At 46.5% G+C, this 16,806-nt stretch carries 12 protein-coding genes; 5 read left to right on the plus strand and 7 right to left on the minus strand.

The annotated features are described in order from the left end of the window. Nucleotides 1–17 precede the first annotated feature (17 nt). A complete protein-coding gene (locus tag MSED_RS07375) occupies nucleotides 18–1,925 on the minus strand; it encodes an APC family permease (RefSeq protein WP_012021399.1) in 1,908 nt (635 codons plus the stop codon). A 440-nt stretch (nucleotides 1,926–2,365) separates the two neighbouring features. Here MSED_RS07375 and acs point away from each other — a divergent pair, with 440 nt between their 5' ends. Further along, nucleotides 2,366–4,333, plus strand: coding sequence for an acetate--CoA ligase (acs, locus tag MSED_RS07380; RefSeq protein WP_048060101.1), 1,968 nt, complete (start codon nucleotides 2,366–2,368; stop codon nucleotides 4,331–4,333). Here acs and fdhF read toward each other — a convergent pair. After that, complete coding sequence (fdhF, locus tag MSED_RS07385) at nucleotides 4,330–6,303, minus strand: formate dehydrogenase subunit alpha (RefSeq protein ID WP_012021401.1); 1,974 nt, start codon at nucleotides 6,301–6,303, stop codon at nucleotides 4,330–4,332. The genes acs and fdhF overlap by 4 nt on opposite strands. A 112-nt stretch (nucleotides 6,304–6,415) precedes the next feature. On the opposite strand from fdhF, the gene MSED_RS07390 reads away from it, so the two are divergent. Further along, nucleotides 6,416–7,207 carry an aldose 1-epimerase gene (locus MSED_RS07390; protein WP_012021402.1) on the plus strand — a complete coding sequence of 264 codons (792 nt, stop codon included), beginning with the start codon at nucleotides 6,416–6,418 and terminating at the stop codon, nucleotides 7,205–7,207. Nucleotides 7,208–7,232: 25 nt separating this feature from the next. On the opposite strand, the gene MSED_RS07395 is transcribed toward MSED_RS07390, so the two are convergent. The 5 genes from MSED_RS07395 to MSED_RS07415 all read right to left on the minus strand — a co-directional run bounded on the left by MSED_RS07395 (nucleotide 7,233) and on the right by MSED_RS07415 (nucleotide 13,544). Next, nucleotides 7,233–7,511: a helix-turn-helix domain-containing protein gene (locus MSED_RS07395; protein ID WP_012021403.1), complete on the minus strand. Its 279-nt coding sequence runs from the start codon at nucleotides 7,509–7,511 to the stop codon at nucleotides 7,233–7,235. A 96-nt stretch (nucleotides 7,512–7,607) separates the two neighbouring features. Then, entirely contained in the window at nucleotides 7,608–9,416 is a 1,809-nt protein-coding gene (locus MSED_RS07400) for a thermopsin (RefSeq protein WP_053094467.1), read from the minus strand. A gap of 50 nt (nucleotides 9,417–9,466) precedes the next feature. Then, the gene (locus tag MSED_RS07405) at nucleotides 9,467–11,104 is read right to left on the minus strand and encodes a hypothetical protein (protein ID WP_225938842.1); all 1,638 of its coding nucleotides are present in this window, start codon (nucleotides 11,102–11,104) and stop codon (nucleotides 9,467–9,469) included. Between the two features lie 161 nt (nucleotides 11,105–11,265). After that, nucleotides 11,266–12,582, minus strand: coding sequence for a class II fumarate hydratase (locus tag MSED_RS07410; protein ID WP_012021406.1), 1,317 nt, complete (start codon nucleotides 12,580–12,582; stop codon nucleotides 11,266–11,268). Nucleotides 12,583–12,686: 104 nt separating this feature from the next. Beyond that, nucleotides 12,687–13,544 carry an FAD-binding protein gene (locus tag MSED_RS07415; RefSeq protein ID WP_012021407.1) on the minus strand — a complete coding sequence of 286 codons (858 nt, stop codon included), beginning with the start codon at nucleotides 13,542–13,544 and terminating at the stop codon, nucleotides 12,687–12,689. A gap of 268 nt (nucleotides 13,545–13,812) precedes the next feature. Here MSED_RS07415 and MSED_RS07420 point away from each other — a divergent pair, with 268 nt between their 5' ends. The 3 genes from MSED_RS07420 to MSED_RS07430 are packed head-to-tail and all read left to right on the plus strand — an operon-like array spanning nucleotide 13,813 to nucleotide 16,750. After that, nucleotides 13,813–14,718: a hypothetical protein gene (locus MSED_RS07420; RefSeq protein ID WP_048060330.1), complete on the plus strand. Its 906-nt coding sequence runs from the start codon at nucleotides 13,813–13,815 to the stop codon at nucleotides 14,716–14,718. A 29-nt stretch (nucleotides 14,719–14,747) separates the two neighbouring features. Further along, the gene (locus MSED_RS07425) at nucleotides 14,748–15,626 is read left to right on the plus strand and encodes a (Fe-S)-binding protein (protein ID WP_012021409.1); all 879 of its coding nucleotides are present in this window, start codon (nucleotides 14,748–14,750) and stop codon (nucleotides 15,624–15,626) included. Next, nucleotides 15,623–16,750, plus strand: coding sequence for an LUD domain-containing protein (locus tag MSED_RS07430; protein ID WP_012021410.1), 1,128 nt, complete (start codon nucleotides 15,623–15,625; stop codon nucleotides 16,748–16,750). The genes MSED_RS07425 and MSED_RS07430 overlap by 4 nt, the downstream gene beginning before the upstream one ends. Nucleotides 16,751–16,806: the final 56 nt, after the last annotated feature.

Here is a 16,806-nt window from a genome sequence, read left to right on the forward strand (position 1 = left end):
GGATAAAAAAGAATCTATTAGGGTGGGGTCTCCCTTGTTTCCTCTAGGATATCTTGTATGGCCTGAGTTCTAAATCCGCTTTTCACTGCCCCATAGTGGGCTGCTAGAGTAACCACTGCAGCCACAATGGTGTCCTCGGGGAATGGAATCACCGGATTTAGTCCGAAACCTCCAAAGTATGAAATGATGGCTACTACGAAAATGTAGGCTAGCAACCAGTAGCTAGCAGTTATCTCCCTTTTCACATCTTCACCCTTGCCAAATGCATGAAGCACTCCCACATCAAACGCTACTAGGCCTGCCATGACTAGGATATAGATCAAGAACGCCACATTGTTCGCTGCAGTTAGACCGGAGGTGGCACCGTAGAATTCAAAGGCTAACACTAGGGTCACCACTATGTTTACCAATCCTACGATAGCGGAAAACGCCTTATTAATTCCCATAACCTTGAAGGCATAGTAGCCAAAAAATAAGGCAAATCCCAAGAATATCCCAGTGATAACGTAGAACAGGGTGGCAAAACCTGACCAATACACTATCAGGCCCGCCGCAAGTGTAGCAATTGGCGCTATAACCCTTGCTAAGGGCAACTTGTACGGCCTATTGAGTTCTGGGGCGGTCTTCCTGAGAGTCTCAAGCCCTATCCCTCCCATTATGTAGGTAAAGACTGTGGCCGAACTTATGAAACCAACCAGCGATTGCCAAGATGGGAAGGGTAACATGAATATTGCGGCAATGATAGTCGCGGCTATCAAAGAGTAAATTGGAATCCTAGTTTTACCCACCTTTAGAAAGATACCAGGCAAGTAGCCGTTTGTAGCGAAGCCATACATTGTCCTAGTACTGGTACCAGTATAGATCCACCCTGTCCCGCTCGGAGAAATCACAGCATCTAGAAGCAGTATGTATGCCCATCCACTGAAAATTAATGATAATAGACCTAGAGGAGCCGCTAGTTTGAAAATCTGATAGAATGGTCCCGATGAAATGGCAGTTTGACCTAACTCTGTCCAGTTGCCTGGCGTAACAGGTACTGTTGTATTTCCCCTTGTAACAGTGAGCGCGTTCCAGTTTATTGCTCCTATAAATGCTACCTGTAAAAGTGTGTATAGAATAAGCGCAATTACTAGGGAGCCCATGACCGCAAAGGGAATATCTTTCTTTGGATTTCTACCTTCACCACCATATTCTACTGCCTGTCTAAAACCTAGGTAGGAAAATATTACACCGGTAGTCGGAATTGCGTAAAGTACTGCAGAAAATCCATAGATCCCTGATGAACCAGCAGCAACATTAGAAGCAGAAGGGAAAAATCCTCCGCCAAGAGTGAAGTTAGCTGGATGGAAATAAAATATAAGAAGAATTACTACGGTTATTGAGGGAATCAGTAACTTCCACCAACCTGCACCGTGTGTAACTTTTCCTAGTATATTTACACCGATGTAATTAAGGAAGAAGAAGAATAGAAGGAATAGATATGCTGTCAGTATGCCCAGTGGAGTTAGCACTCCGTTTACTGTAAGTGCTGGAACCAAGCTAGATAGATAGGTTACTGTGGCTGTGGCCTCTATGGCAGGAACCGATGCCGCGGAAAGAAAATAGGTCCACGTGATAATATATCCAGCTACACCTCCATGAGAATAATGCGGATACCTCACTATACCGCCGGACTTTGGTATGGCAGAACCTAATTCAGAGTAAGCTAGACCGACGAAAAGAACGAGTACTCCTGCGATTATCCAAGACAATATAGCAGATCCACCAGCATCTTCCGCGGTATATAGGGCTCCGAATAACCATCCTGATCCTATGATTCCTCCCAGTGAAAGATATAGCAACTCGAACTTTCCTAGAGATCTTCTTAGTTGCTTATCGGATTCTAACCCAAAATCCCCTGCTTTTTGAGACTTTTCTCCTGACATATCAAACTCTAGACCGAAATTAATTATTAAAAATCTTTCTACTATCTATCACTTTACTTTATCCTTTTTTCAAGGCGATAAGGAATTACCATAAGTCTTTTTCATTTTAGTATGCTAAAATCATTGTTATATTGTAAGTGTTGGGAGTAATATAATTAGAAATAATTTGGTATAATGCCATATATTGACAAATAGTTTTATGGGGTTTACGTGTGGATGAGCAGTCTAAGTTAAATGAAGATGAGATGAATGAATTGAAAATGATCTCACTATACCACGAAGTAATTATGTTTTCATCGTGATGAGCAATTCATAAAGAAATAAACGCTAGTGTACTCGAGTAAAGGTTAAACCACAGAAAGTCAAGCCTCATTTTACTATGCCTTAGAGTTGAGGGTAATCCTTTTTAATATTGTATAAGCATGTTTATGCGATATATTATGGTTGAGGAACAGACCCTGAAGACCGGGTCACAGGAACTAGAGGAGAAGGCAGACTATAACATGAGATATTACGCTCACCTCATGAAGTTGAGTAAGGAAAAACCTGCAGAGTTCTGGGGATCTCTAGCACAGGACCTGCTAGACTGGTATGAGCCTTGGAAGGAGACCATGAGACAGGAAGACCCGATGACAAGGTGGTTCATAGGAGGTAAGATAAATGCCTCGTACAACGCTGTCGACAGACACCTCAACGGCCCCAGAAAGTTCAAGGCTGCGGTCATCTGGGAAAGTGAGTTAGGGGAAAGGAAGATCGTGACGTATCAGGACATGTTCTATGAGGTTAATAGGTGGGCCAATGCGCTCAGATCCCTAGGAGTTGGTAAAGGGGATAGGGTGACCATATACATGCCCCTGACCCCAGAGGGAATAGCTGCAATGCTGGCCTCGGCCAGGATAGGTGCAATTCATAGCGTAATATTTGCCGGCTTTGGTTCGCAAGCCATAGCCGACAGGGTTGAGGACGCCAAGGCGAAGGTAGTGATCACTGCTGACGCCTATCCCAGAAGGGGAAAGGTTGTGGAGTTAAAGAAGACTGTCGACGAGGCCTTAAACTCCCTTGGAGAAAGGAGCCCAGTACAGCACGTGCTCGTGTATAGGAGGATGAAAACGGATGTAAACATGAAGGAGGGAAGAGACGTTTTCTTCGACGAGGTCGGCAAGTACAGGTACGTGGAGCCTGAAAGGATGGACTCCAATGATCCACTCTTCATTCTCTACACCTCTGGGACCACCGGTAAACCTAAGGGAATTATGCACTCTACCGGTGGTTATCTGACCGGGACAGCCGTTATGCTACTGTGGAGCTACGGCCTTAGCCAGGAGAACGACGTTCTCTTCAACACCTCAGATATTGGTTGGATAGTTGGCCACTCCTACATTACCTATTCCCCCCTTATCATGGGGAGAACGGTTGTCATTTACGAGAGCGCCCCAGACTATCCCTACCCAGACAAGTGGGCTGAGATTATTGAGAGATACAGGGCAACCACTTTCGGCACCTCAGCTACAGCCTTGCGTTACTTCATGAAGTATGGGGACGAATACGTGAAGAACCACGATCTCTCGTCCATCAGGATAATTGTGACGAACGGGGAAGTGCTTAACTACTCTCCGTGGAAGTGGGGGCTAGAAGTGTTAGGTGGAGGAAAGGTATTCATGTCCCATCAGTGGTGGCAAACTGAGACAGGCGCACCGAACCTGGGCTACCTTCCGGGTATAATTTACATGCCAATGAAGTCGGGTCCAGCCTCAGGCTTCCCTCTACCCGGTAACTTCGTGGAGGTTCTGGACGAGAACGGAAATCCCTCTGCCCCTAGAGTGAGAGGATACCTTGTAATGAGGCCACCCTTCCCGCCTAACATGATGATGGGGATGTGGAACGATAATGGGGAGAGGTTGAAGAAGACGTACTTTAGCAAGTTCGGTTCCCTGTATTATCCAGGAGACTTCGCCATGGTGGATGAGGATGGATACATCTGGGTGTTGGGTAGGGCAGACGAGACTCTAAAAATTGCAGCCCACAGAATTGGAGCTGGGGAAGTGGAATCAGCAATCACTTCTCACCCATCGGTTGCCGAGGCAGCAGTCATAGGCGTGCCAGACTCAGTGAAAGGAGAAGAGGTTCACGCGTTCGTTGTGCTAAAGCAAGGTTACGCTCCTTCCTCTGAACTGGCTAAGGACATACAGTCACACGTTAGGAAGGTCATGGGGCCCATTGTTAGTCCGCAGATTCATTTCGTGGATAAGTTGCCTAAGACAAGGTCTGGGAAGGTCATGAGAAGGGTGATAAAGGCAGTGATGATGGGTTCGAGTGCTGGCGACTTAACCACCATAGAGGACGAAGCATCAATGGACGAAATAAAGAAGGCTGTCGAGGAACTAAAGAAGGAGTTAAAGACCTCCTAGACCCATTCAATTTTTGTTATAGTTATCTCAGTGTACTTATATCTCGGAGTTTTAGTTTCTGGATCCAGCTCATCACAGACTACATTATTGATACTGTGGACGTGCATATACGCGAAAGTTGTTCCCTCTAACACGTCGGGGGAGATTTTGGCGCTTAGGATTGCCATACCACATCTTGAGGATACCTTTACCAGGTCATTATCCTTGATACCCAGGTTTTGTGCGTCCCTTGGATTAAGGTAAATCACGGGTGTAAGTTGGCCGAATCCAGGTGTTCTGCTTATCATCTCGTCTGTGTTGTACCTAGTTACCGCTCTGCCCGTTATCAAGATGAGACCTTTCTTGGGTTCTGGTTGTTCCTCAAACTTCAACTTAGCCTTCCCACTTGCAGTATAGAACCTTGTTCTGTAGAGAACTGGGTCGTTCTCTGGGTATCTTGAGGGGGATGAGTAGTCCATGACCTGATCCAAAGTTAAGTTAGAGTAGATCTTGACCACGCTCCTCAATTCCTTGAATACCTCCTTTGGATCCCTGGAAAATCCCTTGAATCCCAGTCTATCTGCGAGGAGGGACAGGATCTCGAGCTCTTCCTTCGCCTCTCCTGGAGGAGATACTGCCCTAAACCTCCATTTCACAACTCTATCAAGGCTGGTGACGGAACCCTCCTTCTCGGTCCACATAGCCGACGGCAGGACGTAGTGTGCAAACCTTGCGGTCTCTGTCATGAAGGGATCCATAACTACCAGAAGCTCTAGGGACTTCAAGAAATTCTCAACCTTCTGTCTGTTTGGGAAACTCACTGCAGGGTTGAAGTTCATGAGTACCACGGCCTTCATGTCCGACTCAAGGAGGGCTTCAGTTACAGTTTTACCTTCCCATGTGGGAGGCAAGAAACCCCATAGCTTCTCCAGCTCCCTCGCCGTTTCCAGCGTCATGGGACCATTGGGAAACACGTTGGGCTTAATCATATCTCCTGATCCTTGTACATTGGTCTGTCCCCTGTATACTAGGAGGCCCGCTCCCTCGAAACCCACATTGCCTGTAAGCAGGGCGAGGTTAATTAGGCTACGGACTGCCTTAGGCCCTCCAGTCTGGGTAAGCCCCAGACCCCAGGAGAAGATGACAGGTTTCTGCGATATTAGTTTGGCAAACTCGAGGATAGCGGACTGATCTATCCCCGTTATTTCCTCTGCTCCTTGGATTGTGTAGGACTTAACAAGCCTAGAGAACTCAACGAATCCTTCCACCCTTTCCTCAACGAACTTCTTGTCGTAGATGTTGTTGGAGATCAAGTAGTTGGCAACGGCATTAAACAGGTAAATGTCTGTACCAGGTCTAACCCTGAGGTGAAGGTCAGCCAACCTCGCAGTTCCTGTTACCCTAGGGTCTATCACTACTACCTTGCCGTTATTTTTCTTCAACATCGAGAGATACTGAACTAGGACGGGATGGCTCTCGGTTAGTGATTCTCCAACTATAACCAAGACCTTGCTTTTGGGTATCTCCGTAACTGAGGTTGAGGTTGCACCGAGGCCTACCATCTCCTTTAGGGCTGTAGCTGAGGGATCGTGACAAACTCTCGCACATGAATCCACATTATTGGTTCCTAAGGCCCTTGCTAGCTTCATCATGGTATATCCCTCCTCAAGGGTGTTCTGGCAACCTCCGTAGAATCCTATGGCACTAGGACCGTACTTGCTCCTTATCTCCGAGAGTTTTGACGCGATCTCTCGGATAGCTTCGTCCCACGAAATCCTGACTAGGATGTCCTTTTCTCTTTTCAGGGGATACAGAAGCCTGTCCCAACTATTTCCAGGTTCGTGGGCTGTACTCCCTTTACCGCATATGTGACCCTTGCTAACCACGTGATCGCGGTCTGGATACACTCTCGCAACTACGTTATTCTCACCCTCAAGTATAAGACCGCACCCTACTCCACAGTATGGGCAGATACTTTTCGTTTCAAGCATAAACTTACGTAATGCTCTATTCAATTAAACTGAGGTATTATAGAAATCTTAGAAACTAGTAAACGGAGTTAACTTACATGTTACTTTTTAGTTTAGGTCCGCTATTTCATACATGCAGGTAAGGATATCTTCGGGAGAGTTGGAGGCAATAATTGACCAGAGGGGGGCATACCTTACATCCTTCAAGATGAAGGGAAAGAACGTGATCACTGAGGGCCAGGAAAGACAAACTAGGGGAGGAATGGCGATACTTCTTCCGTTTGCCAACAGAGTTAAGGGGGGCAGATATGAGTGGAAGGGAAGAGTTTACAACCTTCCGCTGAACAGGGAGGGAAATGCCATTCACGGTTTAGTAATGGACAAGACGTTTCAGATCCTCTTCAGGGATGACAGGGAAGTGAGACTGGGCACGGAACTCCGGGATCAGGGCTATCCCTCCAGGTTAAACGTGGAGGTGAACTATTCTCTGAGGAGCGAGTTAAGGTGTACAATCTCAGTGAAAAATGAGGGAGATGAGGCTCCCCTAGTCGTGGGGACACATCCATACTTCATCGTGAAGGGGGACTGGAGGATCTCACCTAGTAAAGGCAAGAGATGCGTCATGAGGGAGAAGATACCTACGGGAGAGATGATAGATTTCAACATCACGCAAGGAGATTACGACGACTGCTTCTATTTACCGGGAGATGTGATCCTTTCGTCCAATTACTCGAGGGTGAAGATCTCCAAGCCTGGAATGGATTTCGTTCAACTATACACTGGAATTCCTGGTGCAGTCGCCGTTGAACCCATGAGTGGAGCCCCCAACGCCTTCAATAACGGGATAGGCCTAATTACCCTGGCCAGTGGAGAGAGAAGGGAGTTTGAGATTGAAATACAGGTCTCCCTCGTGGAGGAAGGCTAAGCCATTCTGTGACTCATATTTGTACTCAACAACCAAATCTCAGGCAAAGGACCTGCTCTATTTCCTCTAGTAGATCCTTGAGTACTGGATATTCCCTCATTAACTCCTCTATTCCGCTTTGTGTTATACTGAGGATGAGTTCTCCGCCTATTATGGCCTTCTGCTCAATTAGATCCCGCCTCATGAGTGCATCCAACTCTCTCTTCAAACGTGGTCCGCTTATTCCCGTATATTCCTCGATCTCTGATGTACTTAGTTCCCCCTCAAGTAAAAGGGTCAATATCCTCAGTTGCCTTATGTTCATTAATCAACTAATCAAAAACATAGTAAAAAACCTAGTTTAGTAACCGGTATTACCCAGAAAATTTGTCCAAAGGTGTAGAGGAAAAGGATTATGAGCTCATATATTCAGGTCGGGCTTTCTGAACCTGTTAATGAGCACCCATATTACTATCACGACGATTACGGCAATCACTAGCCCAGGTAGAAGGTAAGGGGGAAGCCCACCCTTCTTCGTAGGGGCGCTAGAAGTCTGGCTAGTGTTACTTGGTGGAGGTACAGTATTCTTGGTAACATTGGAACTGGTGGAAGTTGATGTGTTCGTATGAGTTGTAGTAGTGGTAACGTTAGACACAGAGCTCTTGTTTTGAACATGATTAACGACAACTCGCAATACCGGTATGGACGCATTAAACTGGTTCGTGAGAAAGACTGGGTTGTCCTGACCCTTAGAAACGGAAACCAGACCATTCATTAATGACACGTGTAAGTCGCTCGTGCCCTCGGCAGTATCTGCGCCGAAGCTATACACACTTGGGAAGGGATGAAGAGATCCGTTATAGTAGAAGATGGCAAGGGTAGCCGAAAGGTTCTGGAAATATGCCACCTCTCCGTTTCCTCCGCCTCCAAAAACTAGTTCAGCATCATAGAAATTCAGGGTAGATGGGGAGTTATATCCATCCACGTAAAGATAGGCCTGTGACACTCCCGAGTCTAGAATGAGAGGAGAATCAAACTGGTTCCAGCTACCGTTAACTACCGAACCGTTCTCAAGCACCTTATAATCGAAGCCTATTCTCACTCCAAGTTTCTTTATCACTGATACATTTATGGAGATCAAGAGAGATAGGGGCGTCTTGTACTGCACTCCCTTAGTCTTGTAGGTATAGTATATTCCATTATTGAAGGGCGGATACACTCCGCCTCTCCCTTGTATAGAGATGTTTGTTAAGGTGGCATTCGCGTTAGTCACGTTTAAGACGGAGGACTCGTAGCATAGGGTCGACTCATTAGTCATGAAAACTATCACGTTCTGTACCCAGTAAGTCTGGTTCTGCTTTCCGTTTATCACGACCAGTGGGACATTTAACTGTAAACTCGCCGAATAGGGGGAGACATTCAGTTTCTCAGCAGTCTGATTATAAGCAAAGATAGAGGAAATATTTGCAAACCCCACTACGGAGGATGCCTTGACCACGTACGGGACTGGTACCCCTGACCTGTTAAATAGGCCATAACTTGCCACTCCCATAGGGTAATCTGTCCTATTCAAGGATAAGGGATCTGGATAAGTGGAGGCGTACAGCACTGAGGAATAAACGGCTATCGTTGAGGATCCAGGATTAACCACAGTAATGGAATAGTTGCCTGGGCTGAGGGTTAACGTGTGATTGACGAAAGTAAGAGGAGTATCCCTGGAGGGAGCTGCACTGAAGTAAGTAACGTTGCCTGAAGTGACCCTCACAGAGAACGAGTTATTGGAAACTAGATAGAGGTAAAGATGAAAGGGATAGCTTAGGTTCAACTGATAATTTTCCTGATACCCCACCGGAAGGGTATAGGACACCTGAGCTGGAACCAGTTTCAGGCTGTACTGCAGGGTTACCTGTTGTAGGTAGGCGTAGAGCACAAAGTAATACTTACCGGGAGTTAGCAGAACTTGATTGCTGAACGATGAATTCAGGATAACCAACCCCTTGTAGGGGCTTCCTGTACCATTGAGAAATTCTTGAAGTTGGGTCTGGTTCATTACCATCACTGCAACACTACCTGTTGAATTCCAGGAGTAGGAAAGTATCTCTGTTGTGTTAACGTTGAGCGGGAAATACTCGTATTGACCTGCGCTAAGGGTGGTAGAGGTGTTAGACTCATACAAGTTCATGGGAAAAAGTGATATTGCTAGCAGTATTGTAAATAATAGCCATTTCACGACTGAAAATTTGTTGAAAAAATAAAAGTCTTTCCTTTACTTGTCGCTCGTTATTTTCTCTTCATAAAGATTGCTATTGCTGCCACAACGATTATTACAACTACAACGATCCCGATATATAGCGGCGTGTTTCCTGAGCTTGGAGAAGTCGAGGAAGGAGACGTAGTGGACGTGGATGTACTGGATGTTGTAGATGTGCTAGATGTGGTGGTAGGTGTTGCCCCGTAAACTGCATAGTAGGTATTTGACGGATCGTCATAGACCACGAGCTTACCGTTCACCACGAAGTAGTTGGTGGAGTTCAAGGCAACCAGAGTCCCATTAACCTCCTTGTAGACCGCAACGCTCTCATTCTTCAACAAAGTGACGTTAAACAATATACTTCCATTGGCATTTACCACTATCTTCTGGGCTGGATACTGATGACCGGTCATGTTGATTATTGTTTCAGTAACGTTCTCTGGCCTGACTACGGTTACATTAATGGTTCTTCCGCTGGGAGTAATCACAAAGAAATCATACGTGCCGTTGATTGATACCTCGACCAGGTGAGCGCCATTACCATGACCATGTTCCACTACGTATACTGGATGAGTTAGATTAACGTAGGCGGTAGACTCAGCGGAATCATTGGAAGTTATCACAACCACCACTGGTACGCCATGAACCTCTACCTCGGCCTCTGTCTCAGCTTTAGGCGGAGTCACGTGGCCTGTAACCATTTTTAGTTCTCCAGCAACTAAGCTTGAGAAAGAGTTAGACACAATCCCGTGCCTGCTCCCTTCCTTGGAAAGGTAACTGTTGTGGACGTAGCCTAGCACTGTACCGTTCACTCCAAAGAACTCGATTGTGGAGAATTGGTAGTAGGAGTTTCCTGACACACCGAACTTACCAAACCCTAGATCCATTAGGGCAAATCCTTCACCCTTCCAAACCAGGGCTGGAACCAGTGAACCGTTAAAGTAGGCTAGGGTGGTGTTGTAATTGGTTGTGGCATTTACGCTTTCATTACTTACCTGTAGCTCATCCTCCTCTGGTGCATACCTCCTTGGGAAGTTTTGCTGAACCTCGACTTCCCTAGTGGAGTGAGCTATTGCGGTAGGGGTTACCTGGACTAAGTTCAGACTCTCGCTGAACTCATGGTTGCCCAAGGCGAGCGGTAGTGTGACGTTAACTAGGGATGTTCCATTACTAAAGACTAGGGTAAGAGTGCCTGTTTCGTTCACGTAGGCCTGTGTGGTGATAGAGGAATTGGAGCTTGCGAATCCAGCCCAAACCAATTCCGTCATTCCAGAGGTGTTCACTATTAGTCTAATGAGCTGAGGTATTTCTGACGTCACTGTCAGGGTCCCGGCTTGAGAGAGACTAACACTGATATTGCCCTTGTAGTTCTTTACGCTACCGAGATTGAGCTGGTATAGCGTTGAACTGCCCTCTGCCTTAACGCTTTCGCCTGAGTAAGTGGAAGTGTAGGTCGCGTTAGATACGTAATAATAAACTGTACCATTTAGATCTTGAAGCCCACGAATTCCGTGAAGTGAAAGTCCTACGTCGTAGACGCTGTCGTATCTCTGGTAAGCTACAGTCAGGTTACTCTGACCAGAACCTGAGATCGTGGATACTGCAAAAATTGATGCAAATAGTCCCAACATTAGAAGGGCTAGTGCAGGGATTAGGAGTTTTTTCATCTTTATCCAAGAGGAATTCAACATTCCTCTATTTAAGACTGTTCCGATGGCTATACGTTCCACTTAACTGAAACGCGAGAATAATTGAGTTAATTAATAAAACGATATAAAAATATCTAATTTTTATCTTAAGTAGGAAAAATAAGAACTATTTTATTCTTCTACTTAGTTTGTATCCCAGGCTTGATAAGTTTACTAAGATCCAGAATATCATCTATTTGTTTATCACTAAATCCTAGTTCCTTTAGGGCCTCCCTGATCGACATCCCACGATTTAGCATTTTCCCTATTTGAGACGCCTTATCATATCCCACAATAGGGGAGATCACAGTAACTAGAGCCGGGCTACTCTCAGCGTATCTCTTCATCTTTTCCTGATTGGGAACCATGCCCTTTACTAACAGGGAGGAGAACTTGTTTAGACCTTCGGAAAGGAGATCAACTTGGGTCACGACGTTTTGGCCTATCAAGGGAACTCCCATTGCTAGCTCGAACTCCCCAAGGTTAGACGCAAACTGGTTGGCTTGATCTAGGCCCACCACCTGGGCAGCGATTAACATTGAGGCCTCTGCAGTAACCGGATTTGTCTTACCCGGCATAATGCTACTCCCAGCAATTTCCTCCTGTGTGGGAAGGTCTATCTCGCCTATGGCCGTCATGGGTCCTGAGAACATTAACCTAAAGTCCTGGGCCATCCTGTAAAGTTCTACAGCGATTGTTCTCATGATCCCGCTTAGGGTTAGGAGGTCTGTGAGAAATCTTAGGCCCCTGAATGGGTTGGCCAAGGTGAATCCTAGCCCTGTAACCTGATTGATAACCGTGATAACTGTTTCCCTGAACTTGGGATGGGAGTTTACACCGGTGCCTACCGCAGTCCCTCCAAGGGGAATCTCCTTAACGTACTCAAGAACAGTTTTAAGCATGTTAAGATCGTGAGATAGGGCATCGGCATAGGCATGAAGTTCTTGGCCAAGGGTGACGGGCATCGCATCCCTTAAATGTGTCCTACCTGACTTTATCACAGATGAGTACTTATCTCCAGTCTCTCTTAGAGAGCTGATTATTCCCTCTAGGGCTGGAATTAACTTGTCCTGAACTTGCTTCACTGCGCCGATCCTGATAGCCGTGGGGACCGTATCGTTGGAGGATTGACTCATGTTTACGTGGTCGTTGGGATGGACCTTGAGGCCCGAAATTTGAGAAGACCTCTCGGCTAGGACCTCGTTAACGTTCATGTTAAGTCCTGTTCCAGAACCAGTCTGAAATACGTCAAGAACAATCTTATCATCGAGTTTACCCTCCATGAGTTCCATGGATGCCTGTTCAATGGCCTTTCCTATCTGCTGATCCAGAATTCCCAAGGTCGCGTTAGCCCTGGCACACGAATACTTTACAACGCCCATAGCAAAAATTAGAGATCTGTGAAACTTTGTTCCTGTGTTCATGAAAAGTTTGGGAGCACTTTCTGTGTATTTCATGGGATAGAAAGGTCAAATGAACATATAGGTTTTCCTCAGCCTGTGAGAAAGGTAAGGTAGGGATTGATAGTTTCCAAGCTGAGTCTTGTTGACTAGAAGGAACACTAAACCAGGATACTCCAGTGATCCAGAATTCTCTTTAACTTCTTCACAATACTAGGTACATCCGCAGTAGGGAAATACTCCCATCCGTGGAGCTCGCTCTCCTCCGATGTATAAACCTTGCTCCACTTGACTCCGTGTATATAATATGCGTAAATTGGTTTGACCGCTTCCATGAGTTTCATGAAGGAGCTCAGATCCTCTGTCTTCACCATGTAGCTCCCCTTATCACTCTCCTCAACCACGGGAACCCCCTCATAGGACTCTAGACCCTCAAGTTCGCCCTCCGCTAAAGACACGTGTAACCTGTACCCATTATCATACTCGACCAGGAACGCGAGGGGTTTCATCCCCACTGCTTGGCTATACAACTTGATAAGTTCCTCGGTTTCAACCCTCTTAGTGAACGTAACAACCTTGTGTGGGCGGGGGTAAAGTTTCATCGAGGCCTCGGTGAACCCTCCAAGAAGACCCTTTGAACCAATCAACCCCTTCCACTTTAAGATTCCCACAGGGGTTACTATCTTAGCCCATTGTGTGAACATGTAGGGAGTTCCGTATCCGGTTGAAATTGGATATGCCTCATTCAGGGCAAGCAATCCCCCTACGGTACCGTCATACAGTGACGGGAAAAGAAGATCAGAGGACATAGCTTCCTCCCTTATCTTGGTAACAGAGGACCCAGCCTGAGCAATTACTTCCTGCCCCTTTATCTCAAAGTCTGCCATCTTTAATGTGGACACCACTACGTCAGCCGTCTTATGAGAATGGGTTCCGGTTCCTATTACGGATACCGTTTTACCCTCGGCCCTAGCGCTTCTAAGGATTTCCAGAAGTTCCATGTCATTGTTGATTTCCATACTAATCACTTTCTTCGCGTATTCCTTAAAAGGGAAACCGCATTTTTCAACTCCTAAAGTCTCCTAAAGCGTGTCAGAATCTTCTTGCCATGGAAAACTAATTGTAAACCGATAGCCTGAACATTTGTCTCATTAACATGATACTCTGTCTTGATCAGAGTACAACATACTGAAATTTCCATGGGCTTTCCCATGCCATCTCCTAAGAGTTCTCCAAACAAAAAGGAAAGATTTATATTCTTTAGGGTTACCCTAATATTTGATGGAAATGAATCTGATTGAACTTGTCCTGAACCCTCCACAGAACCTTACTATCACCGAAATTCTAGTTATCTCTTTTATTCTAGGTCTAATGCATGGAGCGACCCCTGATGAGCATACTTGGCCCATTACCTTCAGTTACGCAGTGGGAAAGTACAGCACCAAGGGAGGTATGAAGGCAGGGTTCCTATTCTCCCTGGGCTTTACCGTTCAGAGAGCGCTCCTGACTACTCTAGGATTCTTGGGGTTAGCTGAAATTTACAACAGGTATAACCTTGACGGACCAGTATACATTATCGTGGGAATAGTTATGGCCATAGCCGGATCCTACATCCTTAAGGGAAGGTACATTCACCTACCCATAGACAAGTTGCTAGGTAGTGAACATCACGATCCCATGGCAGAGAGGAACGAATTGAAAGATCCACCAATAAAGATGACCATTGTACACGGATTGATCGCTGGGTTCGGTTTCGGAGCATATGCCTCCATCATTACCTTCGTGCTTGCACCCAGAATGCCAAGCGTGCTATTTGCCCCCTTACCTGGAGTGATGTTTGGTCTAGGCACCATGACCATGCAGATAATCTTTGGGGCATTGTTTGCGAATCTAATGAAGGTGAAAAAGCTCACTGAGGATGACATCAAATACGTAGGTAGTAAAACTGCAGGAAGGGTTCTATACTACGGTGGGTTCACTTTCTCATTGGTTGGTCTACTGATCGTGCTCTTTCCTAGTATTGATAACTGGGCAGTATCCACCGGAATCTCGATACCTAACCTCAATGCGATAGATGTGGGATTCCTCCTGGTCATTACTGTGGTTGGAGTGTTAGGTGTGATGAGCATGGTCATGAGTTACAGGGAAGTCACCAAAACCAAGGGAAGACTAAGCAAGGAAACTAAAGCCTGACATATTTACCAGTTCAACTACTATGATTTATGGAGAGCCTTAGATCCTTTCTCAAGCAAAGCCTGGATAAGTATGGAATGCCCTTCCCCGTGGACAAGAGAGTTTGTTCAGGCTGGGCCAGAGACCTTCCACACGGTGGGGAGACCATAATTTTCACGTCATGTATGTATCAGATTGAACCAGTAGTCCCTACGTTAAGTAAATTTTCTTCCATGGCGGGTGCCCTCACCGGGGCCCTCAAGGGACTCTCATCCTTCGCAAAGCTTGTTAAACCTCCCAAGGAGGAGATGGAGAGGGCGTACACGATCTTAAACAATATCGTGAATGCCCTCAGGAGAAGGGGAATCAACCCTGGGTACCTGTACGAGGATGAGCCCTATAGTGGCGCCCTCCTGTTGGAGTCAGGTCTGCTCGAGGATTTCGCAGATCACGCAAGAAAGGTGGCGTCGATGCTGAAGGAAAGGGGGGTAAAGAGAGTCATCACTGTTGATCCCCACACGCACAACGCCTTGACCAGATATGGCGAGTTCATCCCCTTTGATGTAGAGGTCGTGAACTATCTCCAGCTAGTGGATGTGGATAGGAAAATAGATGGAGAGTTCACGATCCACGACTCATGCCTCTACTCTAGGTTCCTGAACCTTAGGGATAGGTATAGGGAGCTCATGTCTAAGTCCGGGATCAAGTTAAACGAAGACTTCCTTGTAACTGGGAGGGAGACCTCCACGTGCTGTGGTGGTCCCATAGCGCTAATCAACAGGGATCTAAGTGAATCCATAGCGGAGAAGAGAGCTCAGGACCTGAACAGACTGTCTAACAAGCTCCTGGTTATGTGTCCAATCTGTTACGTTACACTCTCACCTCACTTTAAGGGAGAGGTAAAGGACCTTGCTGAGGTGATACTATGACCTGGGAAATCGCCATTGAAAGGACGATAAGGAACAACGTTCCCAGAGTTTACAATGTCTTAGAGAAGTATCCCTACATACTAGATCTTGCAAAGGAGCTGAGGAAGGCCAAGCTTGAGGTCCTGAACAATCTCGAGATGTACGTGGAACAGACGGTCGAGTCTATAAAGAGAATTGGTGGGGTTCCACACGTCGTTGGGGATTCTACGGAGGCGAGAGAGGTCATCTCCAAGATAATTGGGGATAGGAAGAGGGTTGTCATGGGCAAGTCCATGGTGGCCTTCGAAGTTGGATTAAGGGAACATCTCAAGAGCCTAGGAAAGGAGGTGTGGGAAACTGACCTAGGCGAGTTCCTGATACAGCTCGCCAACGAGCCACCCTCTCACATCATAGCCCCTGCGGTTCATATGTCAAAGGAGAGGGCTGAGGAACTGGTTAGAGAGGCGCTCGGTGGTCTTCCTCCCAATTCAACTCACGAACAGATCGTGGCAAGGGTGAGGGAGTTCCTGAGGGACAAGTTCGTCAACGCTGAGGTGGGAATAACGGGAGCAAACGCGATAGCTGCCGATACTGGGTCAATCATCCTCGTGGAAAACGAGGGAAACATAAGGTTTACCACAGTGTCTCCTCCTCTTCATATTGCAGTGGCCGGTTTCGAGAAAATCGTACCTACCCTTCCACACGCTATGATGGAGGCCATGGTCCAAGCTGCATATGCGGGATTATATCCGCCCACCTATGTTAACCTGACCTCTGGACCCAGTTCCACAGGTGATATTGAGATGAAGAGGGTTAGCCCAGCACATGGGCCCAAGGAGTTCCACCTTGTCCTGGTGGATAACGGGAGAGTGAAGGCGTCCAAAGATCCTGACCTGAGGGAGGCCTTACTTTGTATTAGGTGTGGTAGATGCCATCTACACTGCCCCGTGTATAGGGCGATGGATGGAAAATGGGGCGTTCCTCCCTACTCGGGTCCCATGGGCTCCATGTGGTCATATGTCGTGTTCGGCGATCCTAAACCCTCGCTACTCTGCACACACTCTGGGGGATGCAAGGAGGTTTGTCCCATGAAGATAAACATACCGAGGGTTCTAGAGAAGATAAAGGCTCGGGCGTGGAGCTAACTTTTAAGTTTTATTACTAATCCTTTCCCATAGAAAAATCTCTTATTGTCGCAACG

This window comes from Metallosphaera sedula DSM 5348, from assembly GCF_000016605.1.
Lineage (GTDB): Archaea > Thermoproteota > Thermoprotei_A > Sulfolobales > Sulfolobaceae > Metallosphaera > Metallosphaera sedula.

Excerpts from the sequence above, each read along its gene's own strand:
- MSED_RS07375 (WP_012021399.1), bottom strand. The coding sequence starts at position 1,925 with ATGTCAGGAGAAAAGTCTCAAAAAGCAGGGGATTTTGGGTTAGAATCC.
- acs (WP_048060101.1), top strand. The coding sequence starts at position 2,366 with ATGGTTGAGGAACAGACCCTGAAGACCGGGTCACAGGAACTAGAGGAG.
- fdhF (WP_012021401.1), bottom strand. The coding sequence starts at position 6,303 with ATGCTTGAAACGAAAAGTATCTGCCCATACTGTGGAGTAGGGTGCGGT.
- MSED_RS07390 (WP_012021402.1), top strand. The coding sequence starts at position 6,416 with ATGCAGGTAAGGATATCTTCGGGAGAGTTGGAGGCAATAATTGACCAG.
- MSED_RS07395 (WP_012021403.1), bottom strand. The coding sequence starts at position 7,511 with ATGAACATAAGGCAACTGAGGATATTGACCCTTTTACTTGAGGGGGAA.
- MSED_RS07405 (WP_225938842.1), bottom strand. The coding sequence starts at position 11,104 with ATGAAAAAACTCCTAATCCCTGCACTAGCCCTTCTAATGTTGGGACTA.
- MSED_RS07410 (WP_012021406.1), bottom strand. The coding sequence starts at position 12,582 with ATGAAATACACAGAAAGTGCTCCCAAACTTTTCATGAACACAGGAACA.
- MSED_RS07415 (WP_012021407.1), bottom strand. The coding sequence starts at position 13,544 with ATGGAAATCAACAATGACATGGAACTTCTGGAAATCCTTAGAAGCGCT.
- MSED_RS07420 (WP_048060330.1), top strand. The coding sequence starts at position 13,813 with ATGAATCTGATTGAACTTGTCCTGAACCCTCCACAGAACCTTACTATC.
- MSED_RS07425 (WP_012021409.1), top strand. The coding sequence starts at position 14,748 with ATGGAGAGCCTTAGATCCTTTCTCAAGCAAAGCCTGGATAAGTATGGA.
- MSED_RS07430 (WP_012021410.1), top strand. The coding sequence starts at position 15,623 with ATGACCTGGGAAATCGCCATTGAAAGGACGATAAGGAACAACGTTCCC.